The sequence below is a fragment of the Streptomyces nojiriensis genome (genome assembly GCF_017639205.1).
In the GTDB taxonomy this organism is placed as follows: Bacteria; Actinomycetota; Actinomycetes; order Streptomycetales; family Streptomycetaceae; genus Streptomyces; species Streptomyces nojiriensis.
Window position 1 is genome coordinate 4,825,528 of sequence record NZ_CP071139.1, and the last position, 20,570, is coordinate 4,846,097.

The 20,570-nt window shown below is 71.4% G+C and carries 16 protein-coding genes and 2 pseudogenes; 10 read left to right on the forward strand and 8 right to left on the reverse strand.

The window, feature by feature from the left end:
• Nucleotides 1-8 precede the first annotated feature (8 nt).
• A complete protein-coding gene (locus JYK04_RS22495; protein ID WP_189738280.1) occupies nucleotides 9-536 on the forward strand; it encodes a DUF4240 domain-containing protein in 528 nt (175 codons plus the stop codon).
• On the opposite strand, the gene JYK04_RS22500 is transcribed toward JYK04_RS22495, so the two are convergent.
• Both JYK04_RS22500 and JYK04_RS22505 read right to left on the reverse strand, forming a co-directional pair.
• A complete protein-coding gene (locus tag JYK04_RS22500) occupies nucleotides 527-1,192 on the reverse strand; it encodes an MSMEG_1061 family FMN-dependent PPOX-type flavoprotein (protein WP_229875387.1) in 666 nt (221 codons plus the stop codon). The two genes, JYK04_RS22495 and JYK04_RS22500, sit on opposite strands and share 10 nt — an antisense overlap.
• Before the next feature lie 23 nt (nucleotides 1,193-1,215).
• Nucleotides 1,216-1,362, reverse strand: coding sequence for a hypothetical protein (locus JYK04_RS22505; protein WP_189738285.1), 147 nt, complete (start codon nucleotides 1,360-1,362; stop codon nucleotides 1,216-1,218).
• A gap of 22 nt (nucleotides 1,363-1,384) precedes the next feature.
• Here JYK04_RS22505 and JYK04_RS22510 point away from each other — a divergent pair, with 22 nt between their 5' ends.
• Nucleotides 1,385-3,226: an NHL domain-containing thioredoxin family protein gene (locus JYK04_RS22510; RefSeq protein WP_189738288.1), complete on the forward strand. Its 1,842-nt coding sequence runs from the start codon at nucleotides 1,385-1,387 to the stop codon at nucleotides 3,224-3,226.
• 23 nt (nucleotides 3,227-3,249) lie between these two features.
• On the opposite strand, the gene JYK04_RS22515 is transcribed toward JYK04_RS22510, so the two are convergent.
• Nucleotides 3,250-4,542, reverse strand: coding sequence for a M18 family aminopeptidase (locus tag JYK04_RS22515; RefSeq protein WP_189738290.1), 1,293 nt, complete (start codon nucleotides 4,540-4,542; stop codon nucleotides 3,250-3,252).
• A gap of 161 nt (nucleotides 4,543-4,703) precedes the next feature.
• Between JYK04_RS22515 and JYK04_RS41930 the strand changes: the two are divergent.
• Both JYK04_RS41930 and JYK04_RS22520 read left to right on the forward strand, forming a co-directional pair.
• Nucleotides 4,704-4,826 (forward strand): annotated as a pseudogene (locus JYK04_RS41930) (helix-turn-helix domain-containing protein); the annotation flags it as partial.
• Nucleotides 4,827-5,183, forward strand: a pseudogene (locus tag JYK04_RS22520) (zinc ribbon domain-containing protein); the annotation flags it as partial.
• 121 nt (nucleotides 5,184-5,304) lie between these two features.
• Here JYK04_RS22520 and JYK04_RS22525 read toward each other — a convergent pair.
• Both JYK04_RS22525 and JYK04_RS22530 read right to left on the reverse strand, forming a co-directional pair.
• Complete coding sequence (locus JYK04_RS22525; protein WP_189738296.1) at nucleotides 5,305-6,033, reverse strand: hypothetical protein; 729 nt, start codon at nucleotides 6,031-6,033, stop codon at nucleotides 5,305-5,307.
• A gap of 140 nt (nucleotides 6,034-6,173) precedes the next feature.
• The gene (locus JYK04_RS22530) at nucleotides 6,174-8,000 is read right to left on the reverse strand and encodes an acyl-CoA dehydrogenase (protein WP_189738299.1); all 1,827 of its coding nucleotides are present in this window, start codon (nucleotides 7,998-8,000) and stop codon (nucleotides 6,174-6,176) included.
• Between the two features lie 173 nt (nucleotides 8,001-8,173).
• Between JYK04_RS22530 and JYK04_RS22535 the strand changes: the two genes are divergently transcribed.
• From JYK04_RS22535 to JYK04_RS22550, 4 genes are all read left to right on the forward strand, one after another.
• Complete coding sequence (locus JYK04_RS22535) at nucleotides 8,174-8,644, forward strand: SseB family protein (protein WP_030714326.1); 471 nt, start codon at nucleotides 8,174-8,176, stop codon at nucleotides 8,642-8,644.
• A 79-nt stretch (nucleotides 8,645-8,723) separates the two neighbouring features.
• Complete coding sequence (locus JYK04_RS22540) at nucleotides 8,724-9,683, forward strand: helix-turn-helix domain-containing protein (RefSeq protein WP_189738302.1); 960 nt, start codon at nucleotides 8,724-8,726, stop codon at nucleotides 9,681-9,683.
• Nucleotides 9,684-9,794: 111 nt separating this feature from the next.
• Complete coding sequence (locus JYK04_RS22545) at nucleotides 9,795-10,160, forward strand: hypothetical protein (protein ID WP_189738305.1); 366 nt, start codon at nucleotides 9,795-9,797, stop codon at nucleotides 10,158-10,160.
• 118 nt (nucleotides 10,161-10,278) lie between these two features.
• The gene (locus tag JYK04_RS22550; protein ID WP_202186076.1) at nucleotides 10,279-11,274 is read left to right on the forward strand and encodes a pirin family protein; all 996 of its coding nucleotides are present in this window, start codon (nucleotides 10,279-10,281) and stop codon (nucleotides 11,272-11,274) included.
• Between the two features lie 40 nt (nucleotides 11,275-11,314).
• On the opposite strand, the gene JYK04_RS22555 is transcribed toward JYK04_RS22550, so the two are convergent.
• Both JYK04_RS22555 and JYK04_RS22560 read right to left on the reverse strand, forming a co-directional pair.
• Nucleotides 11,315-12,379, reverse strand: a complete 1,065-nt coding sequence (locus JYK04_RS22555) for an AI-2E family transporter (protein WP_229875390.1) — start codon at nucleotides 12,377-12,379, stop codon at nucleotides 11,315-11,317.
• A 39-nt stretch (nucleotides 12,380-12,418) separates the two neighbouring features.
• Nucleotides 12,419-14,605, reverse strand: coding sequence for a SpoIIE family protein phosphatase (locus tag JYK04_RS22560; RefSeq protein ID WP_189738311.1), 2,187 nt, complete (start codon nucleotides 14,603-14,605; stop codon nucleotides 12,419-12,421).
• 158 nt (nucleotides 14,606-14,763) lie between these two features.
• Between JYK04_RS22560 and aspS the strand changes: the two genes are divergently transcribed.
• Entirely contained in the window at nucleotides 14,764-16,587 is a 1,824-nt protein-coding gene (gene aspS / locus JYK04_RS22565; protein WP_189738314.1) for an aspartate--tRNA ligase, read from the forward strand.
• Between the two features lie 76 nt (nucleotides 16,588-16,663).
• On the opposite strand, the gene JYK04_RS22570 is transcribed toward aspS, so the two are convergent.
• Nucleotides 16,664-18,031, reverse strand: a complete 1,368-nt coding sequence (locus JYK04_RS22570; protein WP_308431041.1) for a VWA domain-containing protein — start codon at nucleotides 18,029-18,031, stop codon at nucleotides 16,664-16,666.
• Between the two features lie 405 nt (nucleotides 18,032-18,436).
• Between JYK04_RS22570 and JYK04_RS22575 the strand changes: the two genes are divergently transcribed.
• Nucleotides 18,437-20,524, forward strand: a complete 2,088-nt coding sequence (locus JYK04_RS22575; RefSeq protein WP_189738320.1) for a PhoX family protein — start codon at nucleotides 18,437-18,439, stop codon at nucleotides 20,522-20,524.
• The last annotated feature ends 46 nt before the right edge of the window (nucleotides 20,525-20,570 follow it).

A 20,570-nucleotide genomic window follows, 5' to 3' on the forward strand; every position in this document is an offset into this window, starting at 1 on the left:
CTTTCCCCATGGACAAGCAGACGTTCTGGAAGCTGATCGAGACGGCCCGCGCCGACGCGGAACCCGAGGAGGTGGCCTCACGCGCGGCGCAGCTCCTCGCGGACCGGGCGGCGGCGGAGATAGCCGCGTCCCAGCAGGTGCTGTGGGACCTGCTGGCGGAGTCCTACCGGGCGCCGCTCTGGGCCGCGGCCTACGTGATCAACGGGGGCTGCTCGGACGACGGCTTCGACTACTTCCGCGGCTGGCTCCTCACCCAGGGCCGGGAGGTCTTCGAGACCGCCCTGGCCGACCCCGACTCCCTGGCCGCGCACCCCGCGGTCCGCGAGGCCGCGGAACAGGGCCTGGAACTGTGGGACGAGTCCGCCCTCTCGATCGCCTGGACCGCCTACGAGGCCGGCACCGGCAAGGAACTCCCCGCGGACTCCTTCACGATCAGTTACCCGGCCCTGGACCCTTCCTGGAACTTCGACTTCGACGACACCGACGAGATGGCGGCCCGACTGCCCCGGCTGAGCGCCCTCTTCGACTACGCGTAGCGGTGGAGCAGGGACTCGCGCTCCTGCCGCCGGATCTCCTCGATCGTCAGACCGGGGAGATCCAGGTGGGAGAGGGTGATCTCGGCGGAGCTCGGGACGGCGTCCTCGGCGACCCACTGCTCGGGCTGCCACGCGTTGCTGCGCAGGAACGCCTTCGGGCAGTGCTGGTACGCCTCCTCGACCTCCACCACGATCGCGCTCCGCGGCGGCTTGCCGACGGGGGTCAGCTGCTCCAGCAGCTGCGGATCGGCGGAAACGCAGGCCCGCCCGTTCACCCGCAGGGTGGTGGTCCGCCCGGGGATGACGAAGATCAGTCCGGCCCGGCCCGTCTCCACGATGTTGTGGGCGGTGTCGAGCCGCTTGTTGCCGGTGGCGTCGGGCAGCGCGAGGGTGAACTCGTCCAGCACGGCCACGAATCCGGGCGGCCCGCCCCGGGGCGTCACATCGCAGGTCCCGTCGGCCCCGGCACTGGCGACGAACACCAGCGACGACCGCCCGATGACCGCCCGCGCGGCCTCGTGGATCCGGTCCACGGCCTTGCGGCGGGCCATCTCGCCGGGATGTTCGTAGAGCGCGCGCAACCCGTCGGTGCTCCGGACGGCGGTGGCGCTCACGGCATCGAATATCCGCCCGCTCGGCGGCGTGCTGGCTGTCACGTCCCGCACGCTACCGGGCGCGGCTACAGCCCGCTGGTGTCCAGCTCGATCACCTGCGGGTGCACTTCGCGCAGCGGGGCCCAGTCGCCGGCCTGGTGCTCCACGCGGTGGAGGACCCGTACGGCCTCCGCCGGCGCCCCGGCGAACAGCGCGCGTGATCCGATGTTCATACCCGGATGGCAAGCTTGAAGCATGAACGATGCCGCCCCGGCGCCCACCCCCGCGCCCGCGCCCCGCCGTGCCCGTGTCCGTGCCCCCGAGCTGATCGGCAAGGGTGGCTGGCTCAACACCGGCGGGAAGGACCTGAGCCTCGCCGACCTGCGAGGACGCATTGCGATCCTCGATTTTTGGACCTTCTGCTGCATTAACTGCCTGCACGTCCTCGACGAGCTGCGCGAGCTCGAGGAGAAGCACCGCGACACCGTCGTGATCATCGGCGTGCACTCCCCGAAGTTCGTGCACGAGGCCGAGCACGCCGCCGTCGTCGATGCCGTCGAGCGGTACCAGGTGCACCACCCCGTGCTGGACGATCCCGAGCTCGCGACCTGGAAGCAGTACGCCGTACGGGCCTGGCCCACGCTCGTCGTGATCGACCCCGAGGGGTACATCGTCGCCCAGCACGCCGGTGAGGGCCACGCGCACGCCATCGCCCGCCTGGTCGAGGAGCTGGAGGCCGAGCACGAGGCCAAGGGCACGCTGCGGCGCGGCGACGGGCCGTACGTGGCGCCCGAGCCGGTCGCCGGCGCCCTGCGCTTCCCCGGGAAGGCGCTGCTGCTGCCGTCCGGGAACCTGCTGGTCTCCGACTCCACCCGGCACCAGCTCGTGGAGCTGGCCGCCGACGGCGAGAGCGTCGTGCGCCGCATCGGCAGCGGCGAGCGCGGCTTCGCCGGGGACAGCTTCAGCGAGCCCCAGGGCCTCGCGCTGCTGCCCGACGGCAAGGTCGTCGTCGCCGACACCGTCAACCACGCGCTGCGCACCTACGACCCGGCCACCGGGCACGTGGAGACCGTCGCCGGGACCGGCCGGCAGTGGTGGCAGGGGTCGCCGACCTCCGGGCCTGCGCTGGAGGTGGACCTGTCCTCGCCGTGGGACGTGGCCTGGTGGCAGGGCCGGGTCTGGATCGCCATGGCCGGTGTGCACCAGCTGTGGACCTGGGACCCGGAGGCCGGGACGGTCGAGGTCGCCGCCGGTACGACCAACGAGGGGCTGCTCGACGGGCCGGCCGCCGAGGCCTGGTTCGCCCAGCCCTCGGGGCTCGCGGCCGCCGGGGACCGGCTGTGGATCGCCGATTCCGAGACCAGCGCCCTGCGCTACGTGGAAGCCGCGGACGACGGGTACGTCATCAAGTCCGCCGTCGGCACCGGGCTGTTCGACTTCGGCCACCGGGACGGCGACGCCGCCCAGGCCCTGCTCCAGCACCCGCTCGGCGTGACCGCCCTGCCCGACGGCTCGGTCGCGGTCTGCGACACGTACAACCACGCGCTGCGCCGCTACGACCCGGCCACCGGCCAGGTCTCGACCCTCGCGACCGACCTGCGCGAGCCGAGCGACGCCGTGCTGGTGGGCGAGGACATCGTGGTCGTCGAGTCGGCCCGGCACCGGCTGACCCGGCTGCGCCTGCCGGAGGAGGCGGTCCGGGTGGACGCGGTCGCCCACCGCACGCAGCGGGCCGCCACCGAGGTGGCGCCCGGCACGCTCCGCCTCGACATCGTCTTCCAGGCGCCGAGCGGACAGAAGCTCGACACCCGCTACGGGCCCTCCACCCGGCTGCTCGTCTCCTCGACCCCGCCGGAGCTGCTGGCGGACGGCGAGGGCGCCGGGACCGACCTGTTCCGGGAGCTCGCGCTGAACCCGGACGTCACCGAGGGCGTCCTGCACGTCTCGGCGATGGCGGCGTCCTGCGACGACGACCCCGCCAACGAGTACCCGGCCTGCCACGTCCACCAGCAGGACTGGGGCGTGCCGGTCCGCGTCACGGCCGACGGCGCCGCCCGGCTGCCCCTCGTCCTCGCGGGGATGGACGCCGAGGGGTAGCCGGCCGTGGCCTTCCTGGGGGCTCAGCCCTCCAGGAAGGCCACCAGGGCGTTCGCCAGCAGGAACGGGTCGTCGGCGCCGCACAGTTCGCGGGCGCTGTGCATCGAGAGGATCGCGACGCCGATGTCCACGGTCTGAATGCCGTGGCGGGCGGCGGTGATCGGGCCGATCGTCGTGCCGCACGGCATCGAGTTGTTGGAGACGAAGGTCTGCCACGGGATGCCGGCCCGCTCGCACGCGGCGGCGAACACCGCGCGACCGCTGCCGTCGGTGGCGTACCGCTGGTTGACGTTGACCTTCAGGATCGGTCCGCCGTTGGCGCGCGGGTGGTGCGTGGGGTCGTGCCGTTCGCCGTAGTTGGGGTGCACGGCGTGTCCGGTGTCGGAGGACAGGCAGATGGTGCCGGCGAAGGCACGCGCGCGGTCCTCGTACGAGCCGCCGCGGGCGAAGACTGAACGTTCCAGCACGTTGCCGAGCAGCGGGCCGTCCGCGCCCGTGTCGGACTGCGAGCCGTTCTCCTCGTGGTCGAAGGCCGCCAGCACCGGGATGTGGTCGAGCTTGTCGGCGGCGGAGACCGCGGCCAGCGCCGCGACGCCCGCGTGCACCGACAGCAGGTTGTCCATGCGCGGGCCGGCCACCAGCTCGCGGTCACGGCCCAGGTACGACGGCGGCTCGATGGAGTGGACCATCAGGTCCCAGCCGGCCACCGACCCCTGGTCCAGGCCCTCTTCCTCCTCCAGGAAGGAGATCAGGTCGCCCTCCTGGACGTCGCCCAGGCCCCAGATCGGCTGCATGTGGCGCTGCTTGTCGAGCTTGAGGCCGTCGCTGTTGACCGACCGGTCCAGGTGCACGGCGAGTTGGGGTACGCGCAGCAGTGCGCGGTCCACGTTCACGAGGCGCTCGGTGCCGTCGCGCAGGGTCAGCCGCCCGGCCAGTCCCAGGTCGCGGTCGAGCCAGGTGTTGAGCAGGGTGCCGCCGTAGATCTCGACGGCGATCTGCCGCCAGCCCTGCGAGCCCGTGTCCGGCAGCGGCTTGACCCGCAGGTTCGGGGAGTCGGTGTGCGCGCCGACGATCCGGAACGGGGTGTGTGCGGCCGCGCCTTCGGGGACGAACCAGGCGATGAGCGCACCGCCGCGGAGCACGAACTTGCCTCCGGTGCCCGCATCCCAGGCGTCCGTTTCCGACAACTGCCTGAAGCCTGCCTTCTCCAGCCGCTCCGCCGCGTTGGCCACGGCGTGGTACGGCGACGGACTGGCCGTCAGGAAGGTCATCAGATCGTCGGTGTGGCCGCGGTCGAAGCGGGCGGGAGAGCTCATCGTATTTCCCTTGTGTGGAAGCCCCCGGCTTCAGCCGGGTGAGGAAACGCAGTTCCGGCTCGGAGCCTCGCCGCGGCGGAGTGCCGAAGCGTGAGGCTGTGACCTGTGCTTGTGTTCGGATCGTGACCGACCGTAGTCTCCGCGGTGTGGGGTTTCCTTCCGTGAAGCGGTCGTTCAAGTACCGTTTCTATCCGACGGACGCGCAGGCCGTGGAACTGTCGCGGACGTTCGGGTGTGTGCGGAAGGTCTACAACCTGGCTCTCGCCGCCCGTGCCGAGGCCTGGAAGGCGCGCGGCGATGCCGCCTGGCGTGAGCTGCGGTCGATGCTGGAGTACAAGACGGCCTGGTACGGCCGCGAGCTGATCGCCGTCGACCGGTGGTTCCCCAGTTCCAAGCTGTGCTCGGCTTGCGGGGTGATCGCCGACTCGATGCCCCTGGGCGTCCGCGAGTGGACCTGTGAGAGCTGCGGGACCGCTCACGACCGGGACGGGAACGCCGCGGTCAATCTTCTGGCTGCCGGGCTGGCGGCTGCTGCCTGTGGAGCGGATGTGAGACCTCATCGGGAGTCCTCCTCTCGGTCGGGGCGGTCCGTGGCGAAACAGGAATCCCCACGCGTGAGTGTGGGAATCCCCTCCCGCTAGGGAGGGGAGGAAGCCAAGTGGTTCACCTTAACGAGGGTCGGGTTCGTGTTCGTCATGGCCGGACCGTGCGACAGCCGGGAGATCCGGTTCCGCGCCCGTTGCTCTGCGGTCCCGTCGGTTTTCAGCCCGGCGGACGCTCGAATCGGCGTTGCAGCTGCCTGCGCTCGCCCCGGCGGATGCGCGGGAGCATCTCCGGGGTCTGCGGGGAGCGCTGCGCGCGTCTTTTGCGTCCGGCGCAGAAGATACAGGCCTCGCCGGGAGGAGCGTCGGGGTCGATCGGCGCGCCGGGATGTTCGGCGCATCCCGAGGCGTTGCGCGGCCGGGAGAGTTCGCGGGCGACGATGAAGGCGCGGTGGAGGTCGTCGGCTATGCGGACGAAGTCGTCCGCGGGTGAGGACAGGCCCAGGTGGAACCGCTGGTCCTCGACGGTTCGCAGGTAGGTGCGCAGCCGCTGGAGCGTGTACGGGGGGTCCGGTACGGGGTAGCCGAGGCGGCGCTGTTCTCCGGCGGGGGCGGCGGGCGGGCCGCCGTGCCGGCGCGCTCCGAGGCGCCGTCGGTCGTTGCAGATCAGGCAGCGGCCCCAGCCTTCGGGTGCCTCGGGGTCGAGGGCGCCGTTGGGGTGCTCGGGGCAGCCGGTGTAGCTCTTGGCGGGGGCCAGTCCGGTGGCGGTCTGGAAGGCCACGTACAGCGCGTCGGCGATGGTGTCGTACTCGGCGGGGTGGGCGCCGTCGTACAGCTCGCGCAGGTGGTCGCCGAGGCTGCCCAGGCTCGCCTGCAGCTCCTTGAGGGCGTACGGACGCCCGGTGGGGACGGAGTACCCCCTGCTGCCGTGCTGATCCTGTGGACTCATGTGTACGAGCGTCCCATGAACGACTGACATCGGGGGAAAGCGGCAGGACAGGGGCCTGGGGCCGGGTACGCGCCAGCGGCCGGGCCCCTGTGCGGGGGGCCCGGCCGCTGGTGGGTGTGCGCTGCGGTGGCGCGACCGGCCTAGAAGGCGGCCTCGTCGAGCTCCATGAGGGAGTTGTCGACGACCTCGGCCAGCTGGCGCTGGACCGAGACGTTCGGCAGGACCTGCGACGCGAAGAACTTCGCGGCGGCGATCTTGCCGGTGTAGAAGGGGACGTCCTTCGGGGCGGCGGTCGCCAGCTTCTCGGCGGCCACGGCGGCGCCCTTGAGCAGCAGGTAGCCGACGACCACGTCACCCGAGGCCATCAGCAGGCGGGTGGTGTTCTGTCCGACCTTGTAGATGTTCTTGACGTCCTCGCCGGTGGCGGTGAGGTCGACGATCATCTGGCCGACGATGGCCTCCAGGTCGACGGCGGCCTTGGCGAGCGCGTCGCGGGCGCCGGCCAGCTCCTCGCCGCCGACGGCCTCGGCCAGGAACTTCTTGATCGTCTCGGAGAGGATGTTCAGGGAGGCGCCCTGGTCGCGGACGATCTTCCGGAAGAAGAAGTCCTGGCCCTGGATGGCCGTGGTGCCCTCGTAGAGGGTGTCGATCTTGGCGTCGCGGATGTACTGCTCGATCGGGTACTCCTGCAGGTACCCGGAGCCGCCGAAGGTCTGCAGGGACTGCGCGAGCTGCTCGTAGGACTTCTCGGAGCCGTAGCCCTTCACGATCGGCAGGAGCAGGTCGTTCAGGCCGATCTCGGCGGAGGCGTCCTCGCCGGCGGCCTGCTTGAGCTGGATCTCGTCCTGCACGGAGGCCGTGTAGAGGACCAGGGCGCGCATGCCCTCGGCGTAGGCCTTCTGCGTCATGAGCGAGCGGCGCACGTCGGGGTGGTGCGTGATGGTGACCTTGGGCGCGGTCTTGTCCATGAAGTTCGCCAGGTCCGGGCCCTGCACGCGCTCCTTGGCGTACTCCAGCGCGTTCAGGTAGCCGGTGGAGAGGGTGGCGATGGCCTTCGTGCCGACCATCATGCGGGCGAACTCGATGATCATGAACATCTGGCGGATGCCGTCGTGCTTGTCGCCGATCAGCCAGCCCTTGGCGGGGTGCTGGTCGCCGAAGGTCATCTCGCACGTGTTGGAGGCCTTGAGGCCCATCTTGTGCTCGACGTTCGTGGCGTAGACGCCGTTGCGCTCGCCCAGCTCGCCGGTCTCCCAGTCGAAGTGGAACTTCGGGACGAGGAAGAGGGACAGGCCCTTGGTGCCCGGGCCGTGGCCCTCGGGGCGCGCGAGGACGTAGTGGAGGATGTTCTCCTCCATGTCGTGCTCACCGGAGGTGATGAAGCGCTTCACGCCCTCGATGTGCCAGGAGCCGTCCTCCTGCTGGATCGCCTTGGTGCGGCCGGCGCCCACGTCCGAGCCGGCGTCCGGCTCGGTGAGGACCATGGTGGAGCCCCAGCGCTTCTCGACGGCTATCTGCGCGACCTTCTTCTGCGCCTCGTTGCCCTCTTCGAAGAGGATGCCGGCGAACGCCGGGCCGGAGGAGTACATCCAGATGGCCGGGTTCGAGCCGAGCAGCAGCTCCGCGTAGGCCCAGATGAGGGAGCGGGGCGAGGTGGTGCCGCCGATCTCCTCGGGCAGGCCCAGGCGCCAGTACTCCGAGTCCATGAAGGCTTCGTAGCTCTTCTTGAAGGAGGCGGGGACGGGCGCGGTGTTGGTGGCCGGGTCGAAGACCGGCGGGTTGCGGTCGGCGTCCTCGAAGGAGGCGGCCAGCTCGTTCTCGGCGAGGCGGGCGATCTCGGACAGGACGCTCTTGGCGGTCTCGGTGTCCATCTCCTCGAACGGACCGGTGCCGTACTGCTGGTCGCGGCCGAGCACCTCGAAGAGGTTGAACTCGATGTCGCGGAGATTCGACTTGTAGTGCCCCATGGCGACGGCTCCGTTAAGGCTCGGGGAGACAGGGTTCCTCGTACATACCAATCGGTAACGTAATGATGCTACCCGCCGGTAATAAGGCGCAACCCCTGACGACTGTGACCAGCGTCAAGCCTGGCGGGAAATACGTGTCCGACGGCGAGTGGCCGGTCGGTAGGCTTCGCCCCATGTACGGCTACGACCAGAACGTGAGCGCGGGGCACGCGGGGCAGCAGCAGTACGCCGCCCCGCAGCAGATGGCCGGCGGTTACGCCGAGCAGCCGCTCTACCCCGAGCCCTCGCCCCCGTCGCTCGCCGACGCCGTGCGGGCCTTCACCACGGGGTCCCTCTCCGCCGAGGACTTCCAGCAGATCTTCGCCACCTCGAAGGTCTACTGCCCGCGCGGCGACACCCCCGGATTCCTGGCGCTGCACAACACGCAGCACCCGGTCATCCCCATGTTCACCACGCTCAAGGAACTGCGCCGGTACGCCGGCAAGGAGTCCAAGTACTTCGTGATCACCGGCGCCGAGGTGATCGACCTGCTGCCGACCGGGTACGGCTTCGTCCTCGACATGGAGGGCGACCACCGGATGGTCTTCGACGCGAAGGCGGTCGAGCAGATGGTCGACTTCGCGATGCGCCGGATGTACGGCTAGGCGCGACTGCTGCGCGGACGGCCGGCGGCCATCGGAGGCGTACCGGCCGACGCCTGACGGGGGGCGGACTGTGCTGCGGGTGCATTTCACGGCGGAGGACCTGCTCGACGTCACCTTCGCGAGCGAGCCGCTGCCGCTGGTGGAACTGGGCATGGCGATGGTCGCCTGGCAGCGCACCGACGAACAGGCGGTCTTCGGCCGCTGGCGCAGCCGTGTCGGGCGGGAGCTGCCCGGCCGCGCCCGCCCGCTGCTCGACCTCCTGCGCCCCGACGGCGACAACCCCCAGTTCGTCGAGCCGTACGCGCGCACCCTGGAGGAGGGGCTGGCCGTCGTACGGGACGCCGGCCCGCTCCTGACCCCCGGCGAGCTGCGCCGCGTCGCCGCCCGGGCCCCGGGCGGCGCGTCCTGGCTGCGCGCCCTGTGGGACCAGGACCGCGAGGCGTGGGACCAGCTCGGCGGCGCGCTCCGGTCCGCCTACGAGGTGGTCGTCGCCCCGTACTGGCCGCGGATCCGGCAGTCCTTCCAGGCGGACGTGGCCTGGCGCAGCCGGCTGCTGGCCGCCCACGGCATCAGGGCGTGCCTGGCGAGCACGCATCCGCTGGCCGCCTGGGCGGGCACGGTGCTGGAGGTGGACGGGCCGCCGCACTACGAGGTCCGCCTCGGCGGGCGCGGCCTGCTGCTGATGCCCTCGCCGTTCTGGACGGGCCGGCCGCTGCTCGCCGAGGGCCCGGACGGCCCGGACGGCAGGTGCCTGCTGCTCTACCCGGCGCTGACGCCGCTGCCCCTGGTCGGCCCGGGCCCGGCGCAGGGGGCGCTGGACGCCCTGCTGGGCCGGACCCGGGCGGCCGTGCTCCAGTCGCTGATCGAGCGGCGCACGACCAGTGAGCTGGCCCGGGACCTCGACATCAGCCTCCCCTCGGCCTCCGAGCACGCCCGCACCCTGCGCGCGGCCGGCCTGATCACCACCGAGCGCGAGGGCAAGGCGGTCCTGCACTCGGTGACGGGCCTGGGCGTGGACCTGCTCCGCAACGGCGGCTGAGGCACCCTTCGGCCCTGCCCGAAAGGATCGCGGGCCGCGGGCCCGCTGCCCGAGCATCGGTGCGGCGGGGGGACACCCGCTCCTAGGGACAGGGAGACTGCGATGTCACGTATGTCGTTACGCACGAAGCTCGGGGCTGTGGCGGCCGCGGGGGTGATGGCGTTGGGTACGGGGGTCCTGGCGGCGGGATCCGCACAGGCGTCCGACCACACGGTGGCCGGGTGCCCGTCCGGTTACGCGTGCATCTACCCGCAGGACGCGGTGCCCGTCACCCCGTCGCTGAAGTGGTCGCGGGCGGGCACCTACAACCTGAGCGGCCAGTACGGATGGCACTGGGTCCTGAACAACCAGACCTCCAACTGGAAGTTCAGGCTGTGCACCGGCTGGAACGGCACGGGGAACTGCACCAACATGCCCGTCGACCAGTGGGTGGCGGTCGACCTCACGCCGATCAACTCGGTCATAGTCTCGCCGTAACCGCAGGTCAGGACCGTTGGGGCCCCGGAGGAAATTTCCTCCGGGGCCCCTCTGTTGTGTGGGGTGTGGCAGAAAGTTCGAGTTTCAACTAAACTCGAAGCAGAAGGAGGTCCTGACCATGCCCGCAGTGACTGTTGAGAACCCGTTGACCCTTCCGCGCGTGGCCGAGCCGCAGGCCGCCGTCCCGCGCAAGGTGCTGGCCGTCGTCTCCGCTCCCGGTGGGTTCGAGGGTGAGGGATTCCCGGTGCGCCGCGCGTTCGCCGGGATCAACTACCAGTACCTCGACCCGTTCATCATGATGGACCAGATGGGTGAGGTGGAGTACGCGCCCGGTGAGCCCAAGGGCACGCCCTGGCACCCGCACCGCGGCTTCGAGACCGTCACGTACCTGATCGACGGGACCTTCGTCCACCAGGACAGCAACGGCGGCGGCGGAGTCATCAACGGCGGCGACACCCAGTGGATGACCGCCGGTTCGGGCCTCCTGCACATCGAGGCCCCGCCGGAGTCCCTCGTCGTGTCCGGCGGGCTGTTCCACGGCCTCCAGCTGTGGGTGAACCTCCCCGCCTCCGACAAAATGATGCCCCCGCGCTACCAGGACATCGGCGGCGGCCAGGTCCAGCTGCTGACCACCCCGGACGGCGGCTCCCTGCTCCGCGTCATCGCCGGTGAGCTGGACGGCCACCAGGGCCCGGGCATCACCCACACCCCGATCACGATGATCCACGCGACCGTGTCGCCGGGCGCGCAGATCACCCTGCCGTGGCGCGAGGACTTCAACGCGCTGGCGTACGTCATGGCCGGGCGCGGGTCCGTCGGCGAGGACCGCCGGCCCGTACAGACCGGGCAGACGGCCGTCTTCGGCGAGGGCGGCTCGCTCACGGTGCGGGCGGACGCCTCCCAGGACTCCAACGCCCCGGACCTGGAGGTCGTGCTCCTCGGCGGACGTCCGATCCGCGAGCCGATGGCGCACTACGGGCCGTTCGTGATGAACAGCAAGCACGAGCTGCAGCAGGCCTTCGACGACTTCCAGGCGGGCCGGCTGGGCCGCATCCCCACCACCGCGCGCACCGGCCTCGGCCACCGCGGCACGGGCGAGGCGGACCAGGACTGACGGGCCAGGACCGACGGGCCAGGACCGACCCGCAGGTCCGCTACGCGGGATCCACGGGCCCGGGCGCCGCATCGGCGGCGTACCGGGCCCGCAGTTCCGAGATCACCCCGAAGACGGCGGCGGTCATGGGCACCGCCAGCAGCATCCCCAGGATCCCGGCGACGCTCGCGCCCGCCGTGATGGCCAGCATCACCACGGCCGGGTGCATCTGCACGGTGCGGCTCTGCACCACGGGCTGCAGTACGTAGCCCTCGATCATCTGGACCAGCAGCACCAGGCCCAGAGCCCACAGGCCGATGATCCAGCCCCGGTCGGCGAAGGCCACGAGCACGGCCACGGCGCCCGACAGGATGGCTCCCAGGTAGGGGATGTACGCCGTCACGAAGACCAGGGCGGCCAGCCCCAGCGCGCCCGGCACCTCGAGGACCAGCAGACCCGCGCCGATCAGCACGGCGTCCACCAGGGCCACGAACGTGGTCCCGCGCATGAACCCCTCGACGGCCTCGAAGGCGCGCCGCCCCATGGCCTCCATCAGGTCGCCCGAGCGGCTCGGTACGAGGGAGCGCAGGGTTCCCACGGCCCGGTCGGAGTCGCGCAGGAAGAAGAAGATCAGCACCAGCGCCAGCAGCACCATGGCGATCATCGAGCCCACCACGCTGAGCCCCGCGACCACACCCGAGGCGGCCGTGCCGCCGAACTTCGCCAGCAGGTCCTTGGAGTTCGCGGCGATGTCCTCCAGCGAGGTGCCCACCGCCCCGAAGTGCTCGGCGACCGTCTCGCCGGCCCGCCGCAGCGCGTCGACGATCTGGCCGCCGGTCCCGATGAGCGCGAGGACGACGATGTACGTGGCCCCGCCGACGACGGCGACCACGGCGAGGCAGGTCAGCGCCGCGGCCAGCGAGCGGTTCATCCTCATGCGGACCAGGCGCCGGTGCATCGGCCCGAGCAGGGCCGTACCGAGCACGGCCAGCAGGACGGGCGTCACCACCGACTCGAAGACGGTGCACAGCCATACGCCGACGGCGAGGACGGCCGTGACGAGCAGGACGACGCCGCACCAGGCGGCGAGCCGCCGTACGGGCGCGGGCAGGAGGGGAGCGGACACCGCTGCATCCAATCACGCCCCGCCGCGCGCCCCTCGGGGTCAGAACACCGGGTCGGCGTCCGTCTTGGACTGCTCGTGCAGCTCGAACCAGATCGACTTGCCCTCGCCCCGCGGGTCGACGCCCCACGCGTCGGCCAGCATCTCCATCAGCAGCACCCCGCGGCCGCTGGAGGACATCTCGCCCGGCTGCCGCTTGTGCGGGAGCTCGTCGCTGCCGTCGGCGACCTCGACGCGCAGCCGGCGCGCGCCCAGCTCGCCGGCCGCCTCCGCGACCAGCAGGGCGTCGCCGTCGGTGTGCGTCAGTACGTTCGTCACCATCTCGGAGACCATCAGCACCGCCGAGTCCACCTGGTCGGGGTCGGCCCAGTCGTGCAGCAGCTCGCGGATCTGCTGCCGCACGCCCGCGATCCGTTCGGGCTCGGCCTGGGCCACGGTCAGTACGGTGCGCCGCACGGGCCGGGCCGGGTGCGGCAGCGCGGTGCCCGGTTCGCGCTCCGCGCTCTCGCGGCACAGCAGCACCACGGCTATGTCGTCCTCGCGGCGGTCGGCGAGCGGGCCGGTGGTGTGGTGCGAGGACGGCCCGTGCACGGCCTGGACCAGCAGGTCGGCCAGTCTTTCGAGGTGTGCGGCGTTCTCGTACGCGTTCTCGTGCAGGTCGGACTCCAGGACCGCCCGCAGCCGTGCCCAGCCGGTGTCGAGGTCGTGCCCGCCGGTCTCGATGAGCCCGTCGGTGCAGAGCATCATCGTCTCGCCGGGCTCCAGGGTGAACCGGGTGGTGGGGTAGTCGGTGTCGGGGACGATCCCGAGGGGCAGCCCGCCCGCGGTGGGGCGCATCATGACCGTTCCGTCGGCCATCCGGATCGCGGGATCGGGGTGGCCGGCGCGGGCCACCTCCAGCATGCCGGTCCGCGGATCGCACTCCACGTACAGGCAGGTCGCGAACCGCGGGCTCTGGAAGTCGGAGTCCTGGCCGCCGTCGTCCCCGTACGGGTCGGACTCCGGCGAGGAGCACAGCCCGGCCAGGAAGCGGGAGGCGCGCGAGAGCACCGCGTCCGGCCGGTGGCCCTCGGACGCGTACGCCCGTACGGCGATCCGCAGCTGGCCCATCAGCCCGGCCGCCCGGACGTCGTGGCCCTGCACATCGCCGATGACCAGCGCGAACCTGCCCGACGGCAGCGGGATCATGTCGTACCAGTCGCCGCCGACCTGGAGCCCGCCGCCCGTCGGGACGTAGCGGGCCGCGATCCGCATGCCGGGGATCTCCGGGCCGAGCTGCGGCATCATCGACCGCTGCAGGCCGGTGGTGAGCTCCCGCTCGGACTCGGCCACCACGGCGCGCTGGAGCGCCTGGGCCAGCATCCGGGCCACGGTGGTCAGGACGGACCGCTCGTCGGGGGAGAAGGACGCCGGGTGCTTGAAGGCGGCCATCCAGGCGCCCATGGTCCGCCCGGCCACGATCAGCGGCAGGAAGGCCCAGGAGACCCGGTCGAAGCGCTGGGCGAGAGGCCAGGCGGCCGGGAAGCGCCGCTTGTAGTCCTCGGGGGTGGGCAGGTAGATCGCCCGGCCGGTACGGACGACCTCCGCGGCCGGATAGTTCGTCTCCAGCGGCATGTCGGAGAACGGGCCCTCGTCCCCCGGGTCGTGCCCGTGGTGCCCGATGATCGACAGCCGGTCCCCGGCCACGCCGAAGACCGCCAGCCCGTCCGGGCTGAATCCGGGCATGGACAGCGAGGCGGCGACCCGCAGCACCTCGGCCGTGGACCGCGCCTCCGCCAGCGCGCGCCCCGCGTCCAGCAGGAAGGCCTCGCGGGAGCGCCGCCAGTCGCCCGTGATGGGGGTGTGGGCGGCCGTGGTGCCGGGCTGCGGCTCGGCGATCTCCTGGATGGTGCCGATCAGCTCGTAGTCCGTGGACCCTTCGGGTGTCCGGTTCGCCACCGGTTTGGAGCGGCTGCGCACGGTCCGCAGCACCCGGCCGTCGACGTCCATGATCCGGAGCCGGGCCTCGGCGAGGGTGCCCTCGGCGACGGCCAGGTTCACGATCCCGTTGATCTCGTTCCAGTCCACCGGGTGGAAACGCGACCGTACGGCGACCTCCGGCAGCTCCACCGGTTCGGCGGGCAGCCCGAGGAGCCGGGCGGCCTCGCTGTCGAGGGTGACCGTCCCGGAGGCGTTGTCCCATCGCCACAGGCCGGTCGCGATGGCGGCCAGGACGTCCTCGGTGCGCACCCGGCCATCTTTACAGGTCATATCCGTTACGTGCCTGTTCGCCCGCACCACCGGACGCATTTGCGCAGGCTGGAGGGAGTGCCCGACCCGTCACCTTCCCGGACGGTAACCTTGGGACGGTTGAATCCACCCTGGTATCGCGTAGAACTGGATGACTGATGCATCGGTACAGGTCCCACACCTGCGGCGAGCTCCGCGCTTCTGACGTCGCCGCCGACGTCCGGCTGAGCGGCTGGCTGCACAACCGTCGAGACCTGGGCGGCATCCTCTTCATCGATCTGCGTGACCACTACGGCATCACGCAGCTGGTCGCCCGGCCCGGCACCGCGGCGAACGAGGCGCTGAGCAGCGTCACCAAGGAGACCGTCGTCCGCATCGACGGCAAGGTCGTCTCCCGCGGCGCCGACAACGTCAACCCGGAGCTGCCGACCGGCGAGATCGAGATCGAGGTCTCCTCGGTCGAGGTGCTCGGCGCGGCCGCCCCGCTGCCGTTCACGATCAACACCGACGACGGGGTGAACGAGGAGCGGCGCCTGGAGTACCGCTTCCTCGACCTGCGCCGCGAGCGCATGCACCGCAACATCATGCTGCGCTCGGCCGTCATCGCGTCGATCCGCTCGAAGATGGTGGCCCTCGGCTTCAACGAGATGGCGACCCCGATCCTCACCGCGACCTCCCCCGAGGGCGCCCGTGACTTCGTCGTGCCGTCCCGCCTGAACCCGGGCAAGTTCTACGCCCTGCCGCAGGCGCCGCAGCAGTTCAAGCAGCTGCTGATGATCTCCGGCTTCGACCGCTACTTCCAGATCGCGCCGTGCTTCCGCGACGAGGACGCCCGCGCCGACCGTTCGCCGGGCGAGTTCTACCAGCTCGACGTGGAGATGTCCTTCGTCGAGCAGGAGGACGTCTTCCAGCCGATCGAGCGCCTGATGACCGAGCTCTTCACCGAGTTCGGCAACGGTCGCGAGGTCACCTCGCCGTTCCCGCGGATCCCGTTCCGCGAGTCGATGCTGAAGTACGGCAACGACAAGCCCGACCTGCGCGCCAAGCTGGAGCTCGTCGACATCACCGACGTGTTCGAGGGCTCGGAGTTCAAGGCGTTCGCCGGCAAGCACGTGCGCGCCCTGGCCGTCCCGGACACCGCCGCGCAGCCGCGCAAGTTCTTCGACGGCCTCGGCGAGTACGCGATCTCGCTGGGCGCCAAGGGCCTGGCCTGGGTCCGCGTGGGCGAGGACGGCGGGCTGACCGGCCCGATCGCCAAGTTCCTCACCGAGGAGAACGTCAAGGTCCTCACCGAGCGCCTGGGCCTGGTCCCCGGCCACGCCGTGTTCTTCGGCGCGGGTGACTTCGACGAGGTCTCCAAGATCATGTCCGGCGTTCGTGTCGAGGCGGCCAAGCGTGCGGGCCACTTCGAGGAGAACGTCTTCCGCTTCTGCTGGATCGTCGACTTCCCGATGTACGAGAAGGACGAGGAGACCGGCAAGATCGACTTCTCCCACAACCCCTTCTCCATGCCGCAGGGCGGGATGAAGGACCTGGAGGAGAAGGACCCGCTGGACATCCTGGCCTGGCAGTACGACATCGTCTGCAACGGCATCGAGCTGTCCTCCGGCGCCATCCGCAACCACGAGCCCGAGGTCATGCTGAAGGCCTTCGAGATCGCCGGTTACGAGGCCGAGACGGTCGAGCGCGAGTTCGCGGGCATGCTCCGCGCGTTCCGCCTGGGCGCCCCGCCGCACGGTGGCATCGCCCCGGGCGTGGACCGCATCGTGATGCTGCTGGCCGACGAGCCGAACATCCGCGAGACCATCGCCTTCCCGCTGAACGGCAACGCGCAGGACCTGATGATGGGTGCGCCGACGGTGCTGGAGGAGGCCCGCCTGCGCGAGCTGAACATCGCGCTGCGCAAGCCGGTCGAGACGAAGGCGGCGGAGCGGCCGGTCTCCGACGCGGTCGCCCCGGACGCCGGTTCCCCGCGGGGCTGACCCCCGGACAACGCCGAAGGCGGCGCCCCCCTCCTTGCCGGAGGGGGGCGCCGCCTTCGTGCTTCCGCCCGCCGTACTAGAACTGCTCCAGGATGCCCTTGACCAGGGCGGCGGAGGTCAGCTCGGTGGGGGCGGGGCCGGCGTGGAAGAAGCCCGCGTTCTCGGCGTCCAGCTTGCGCAGGAAGTCGAAGGCCTTGGCGTCGTGGTCGCCGAAGGCGACGAACTGCCAGTGGACGCCCGGAGCCGTGGTGGCGGCGTCGGCCAGTGCCTGGCGGGCGGGCTGGCGGTTGTCGGGGGCGCCGTCGGTCTGGAAGACGACCAGGGCCGGGCCCTCGCCGCCGTCCTTCCGGTAGCGCTCCAGGACGGCCTCGACGGCCACGTGGTAGCTGGTGCGGCCCATCCGGCCGAGCTCGGCGTGGCGGGTCTCGACCCAGGCGGCGTCGTAGCCGTCGAGGGCCAGGTCGGCGGTGCCGTCCACGTCCGTGGAGAAGAACACGGTGTGCACGGTCGCCGCGTCGTCGAGGTGCGCGGCGAGGGCGAGGGCGTGGTCGGCGAGGTGCTGGGCGCTGCCGTCCTTGTAGAACCCGCGCATCGAACCGGACCGGTCCAGCACGAGGTACACCTTCGCGCGCGCCCCGGTCTTCCCCTTGCCGCGCAGCACCTGCCCGGCGGCCTTGTACGCCCCGGCGACCTCAGGAGCCCGCCGCCGCACGGCAGCAGCCCCGTGAGCGGCCCCGACCGGCTCGGCCTCTGCCTCTGCCTCCGGCGCGGTTTCGGGCTCGGCCTCGGCGGTGGTGTCCGCCTCCGGGGCGGTCGGTGCCTCGGCCTCGGGCTGTTCCGTGGCAGCGGCGACCGGCTCCTCCGCGGGAGCGTCCTGCGCCTCCGCCTGCGGTGCGGTTTCGGGCTCGGCCTCGGCGGTGGTGTCCGCCTCCGGCGCGGTCGGTGCCTCGGCCTCGGGCTGTTCCGTGGCAGCGGCGACCGGCTCCTCCGCGGGAGCGTCCTGCGCCTCCGCCTGCGGCGCGGTTTCGGGCTCCGCCTCGGCGGCGACCGGGGCGGCCTCGTCCTGCGCCTGCGGCGCTTCGGCCTGGGCCGGCTCCGCCTCGGTGGCTTCGGCAGCGGCCTCGGGCTGCTCCGCAGCGGGGGCGGTGTCCGCCTCCAGCGGGGCCTCCGGCGCGATGGCCTCGGCGGCAGCCGGTTCCGCGTCCGCCTCGGGCTGCTCCGCAGCAGGGGCGGCGGCCGGCTCGGCCTGTTCCGGTGCCGGGGGTGCGGGGGTTTCTCCGCCGGGCTTCGCCGCAGGCGCACGGCGGGCCTCCGGGACCGTGGGGTCCGCCACCTGGGCGGGGGCGGTGAGGACCGTGCCCGGTTCACGGTCGCGCGGGGCGGACTGCGGCGGAACGGTGGGGTTGTCGAAGGACGCCGCCACCAGTTCGGCGGCGACGTCCAAGGGGGTCCGTTCCGCCTGGTTGGGGACAGCGGCCGAAGGGGTGTCCGTAGTCTCCGGAACGGATTCCGCGGACCGTCCGAATACCTTGCGCAACAAGCTCCGAATACCCATGGGCCAGGCCTTTCGCATGTGTGCGTGCGTCATTTGTCCGTGCTGCGCGGATGATCCCTGCCCAGAGTGGACACGTAAGGTTATCGGCCGCCCGGCTGGATCTTCGGCAGGGGCGCCTTTCGTGGCGCCCGGCTCCCACCCACCCGCACACGCTCCGTGAACTGCCGCTCCGACGTGCCGGGTTCACCGACCGTTCATCCCCGCGCCGCCGCTTCGGCGCAACCCGGGCCTACCGTCGCGGCTGGATCGTACCGACGCGTTGTCGGCGCCCACGCAGCTACTCGGAGGACACTCGTGCGCAAGCTTCTGCCGTTCATCGGCAACCCGCATGGGAGCGGCCGGTCCGCTCTCACCTGTCGTTACCGCTGTGGCGACGCCTGCTTCCACGAGGTGCCGAACACAAGCGACAACGAGTACGCCGGCGATGTCATAGCCCGTGCCTACTCCCGCCGCGCGATGCTGCGCTCCGCCGCCGTCGTGACGGTCGCCACCGCGGCCGGCTCCGCCGTGGCGCTCAGCGGCCCGGGACAGACCGCCAACGCCACTCCCGCCGCCGACGCCGCCGATGCCGCCGCGGGCAAGGGCGGCGAGGCCGCCCGGGGCTTGCGCTTCAAGGCCGTCGCGCCGAACACCGACGACAAGGTCACGGTCCCCGAGGGCCACGAGCAGAACGTGGTGATCCGCTGGGGCGACCCGATCGTCAAGGGTGCCCCGGGCTTCAACCCCGACAAGCAGACGGCCGCCGCGCAGGCCGGTCAGTTCGGCTACAACAACGACTTCCTGAGCCTCCTCCCGCTCGGCGGCGACTACGAGCGCCAGCAGCTGCTCGTGGCGAACCACGAGTACACGGACGAGAACCTCATGTTCAAGGCGTACGACCCGGCCAACCCGACCCGCGAGCAGGTCGAGATCGCCTGGGCCGCGCACGGCCTGTCCGTGGTCGCCGTCCAGGAGGACCACCGCAGCGGCAAGCTGACCGCGATCAGCCGCCACCAGCTCAACCGCCGGCTGACCGCCACCAGCGAGTTCAAGCTGACCGGTCCGGCCGCGGGCAGCGCCCTGCTGAAGACCTCCGTCGACGCCACCGGCACCAAGGTGCTCGGCACGCTCAACAACTGCGCCGGCGGCACCACCCCGTGGGGCACCACCCTCCACGGCGAGGAGAACTTCAACCAGTACTTCGGCAACGCCGGCCAGGTCACCGACCCGACCGCCGCCGCCCGCCTCAAGCGCTACGGCGTGACCGCCGGCGCCACCGAGCGCAAGTGGGAGCGGTTCGACAAGCGCTTCGACGTGGCGCAGGAGCCCAACGAGTCGCACCGCTTCGGCTGGGTCGTCGAGCTGGACCCGTACGACCCGAACTCGGTCCCGCGCAAGCGCACCGCGCTCGGCCGCTTCAAGCACGAGGCCGCGCAGCCCCGCCTGACCGAGGACGGCCGTCCGGTCGTCTACATGGGCGACGACGAGCGCTTCGACTACTTCTACAAGTTCGTCTCGTCGAAGCGGATGAAGAAGGGCAATTCGCGCGCCGCGAAGGAGCACAACCTCACGCTGCTCGACGAGGGCACCCTCTACGTCGCCAAGCTCACCGGTGACTCCCCGGCCGCCGAGATCGACGGCACCGGCAAGCTCCCCTCCGACGGCGAGTTCGACGGCTCCGGCGTGTGGATCAAGCTGGCCACCGGCAATGTCTCGCACGTCGAGGGCATGACCGCCGAGGAGGTGTACGTCTTCACGCGCCAGGCCGCCGACAAGGTGGGCGCCACGAAGATGGACCGCCCCGAGGACGTCGAGCCCTCCCCGCGCACCGGTCGCGTCTACATCGCGCTGACCAACAACGCCGACCGCGGCAAGCCGGGCAAGGAAGGCGCGACCGAGGCCAACCCGCGCAACCTGAACAAGCACGGCCAGATCCTGGAGCTCGCCGAGAACTTCGACGACCCGGCGGGCGACGGTTTCGCCTGGCGGCTCTTCCTGGTCGCCGGTGACCCGAACGACCCGGCGACCTACTTCGCGGGCTTCCCCAAGGACAAGGTCAGCCCGATCTCCTGCCCGGACAACGTGGCCTTCGACCCGCACGGCAACCTGTGGATCTCCACGGACGGCAACCAGCTGGGTTCCCACGACGGCCTGTTCGGTGTCGCGACGGCCGGTGAGCGCCGCGGTGAGCTGAAGCAGTTCCTGACCGTTCCGCGCGGCGCCGAGACCTGCGGCCCGCTCATCCAGGACAAGCGCGTCCTGGTCTCCGTCCAGCACCCGGGCGAGATCGACGGCGCGTCCGTCGAGAAGCCGCAGTCGGTGTGGCCCGACGGCCCCGGCAAGATCGTCCGCCCGGCGGTCGTGTCCGTCTGGCGCAAGGACGGCCGCAACATCGGCGTCTGACCGGACCGGTTGACCCGAGGGGCGTGTTTCACGTGAAACACGCCCC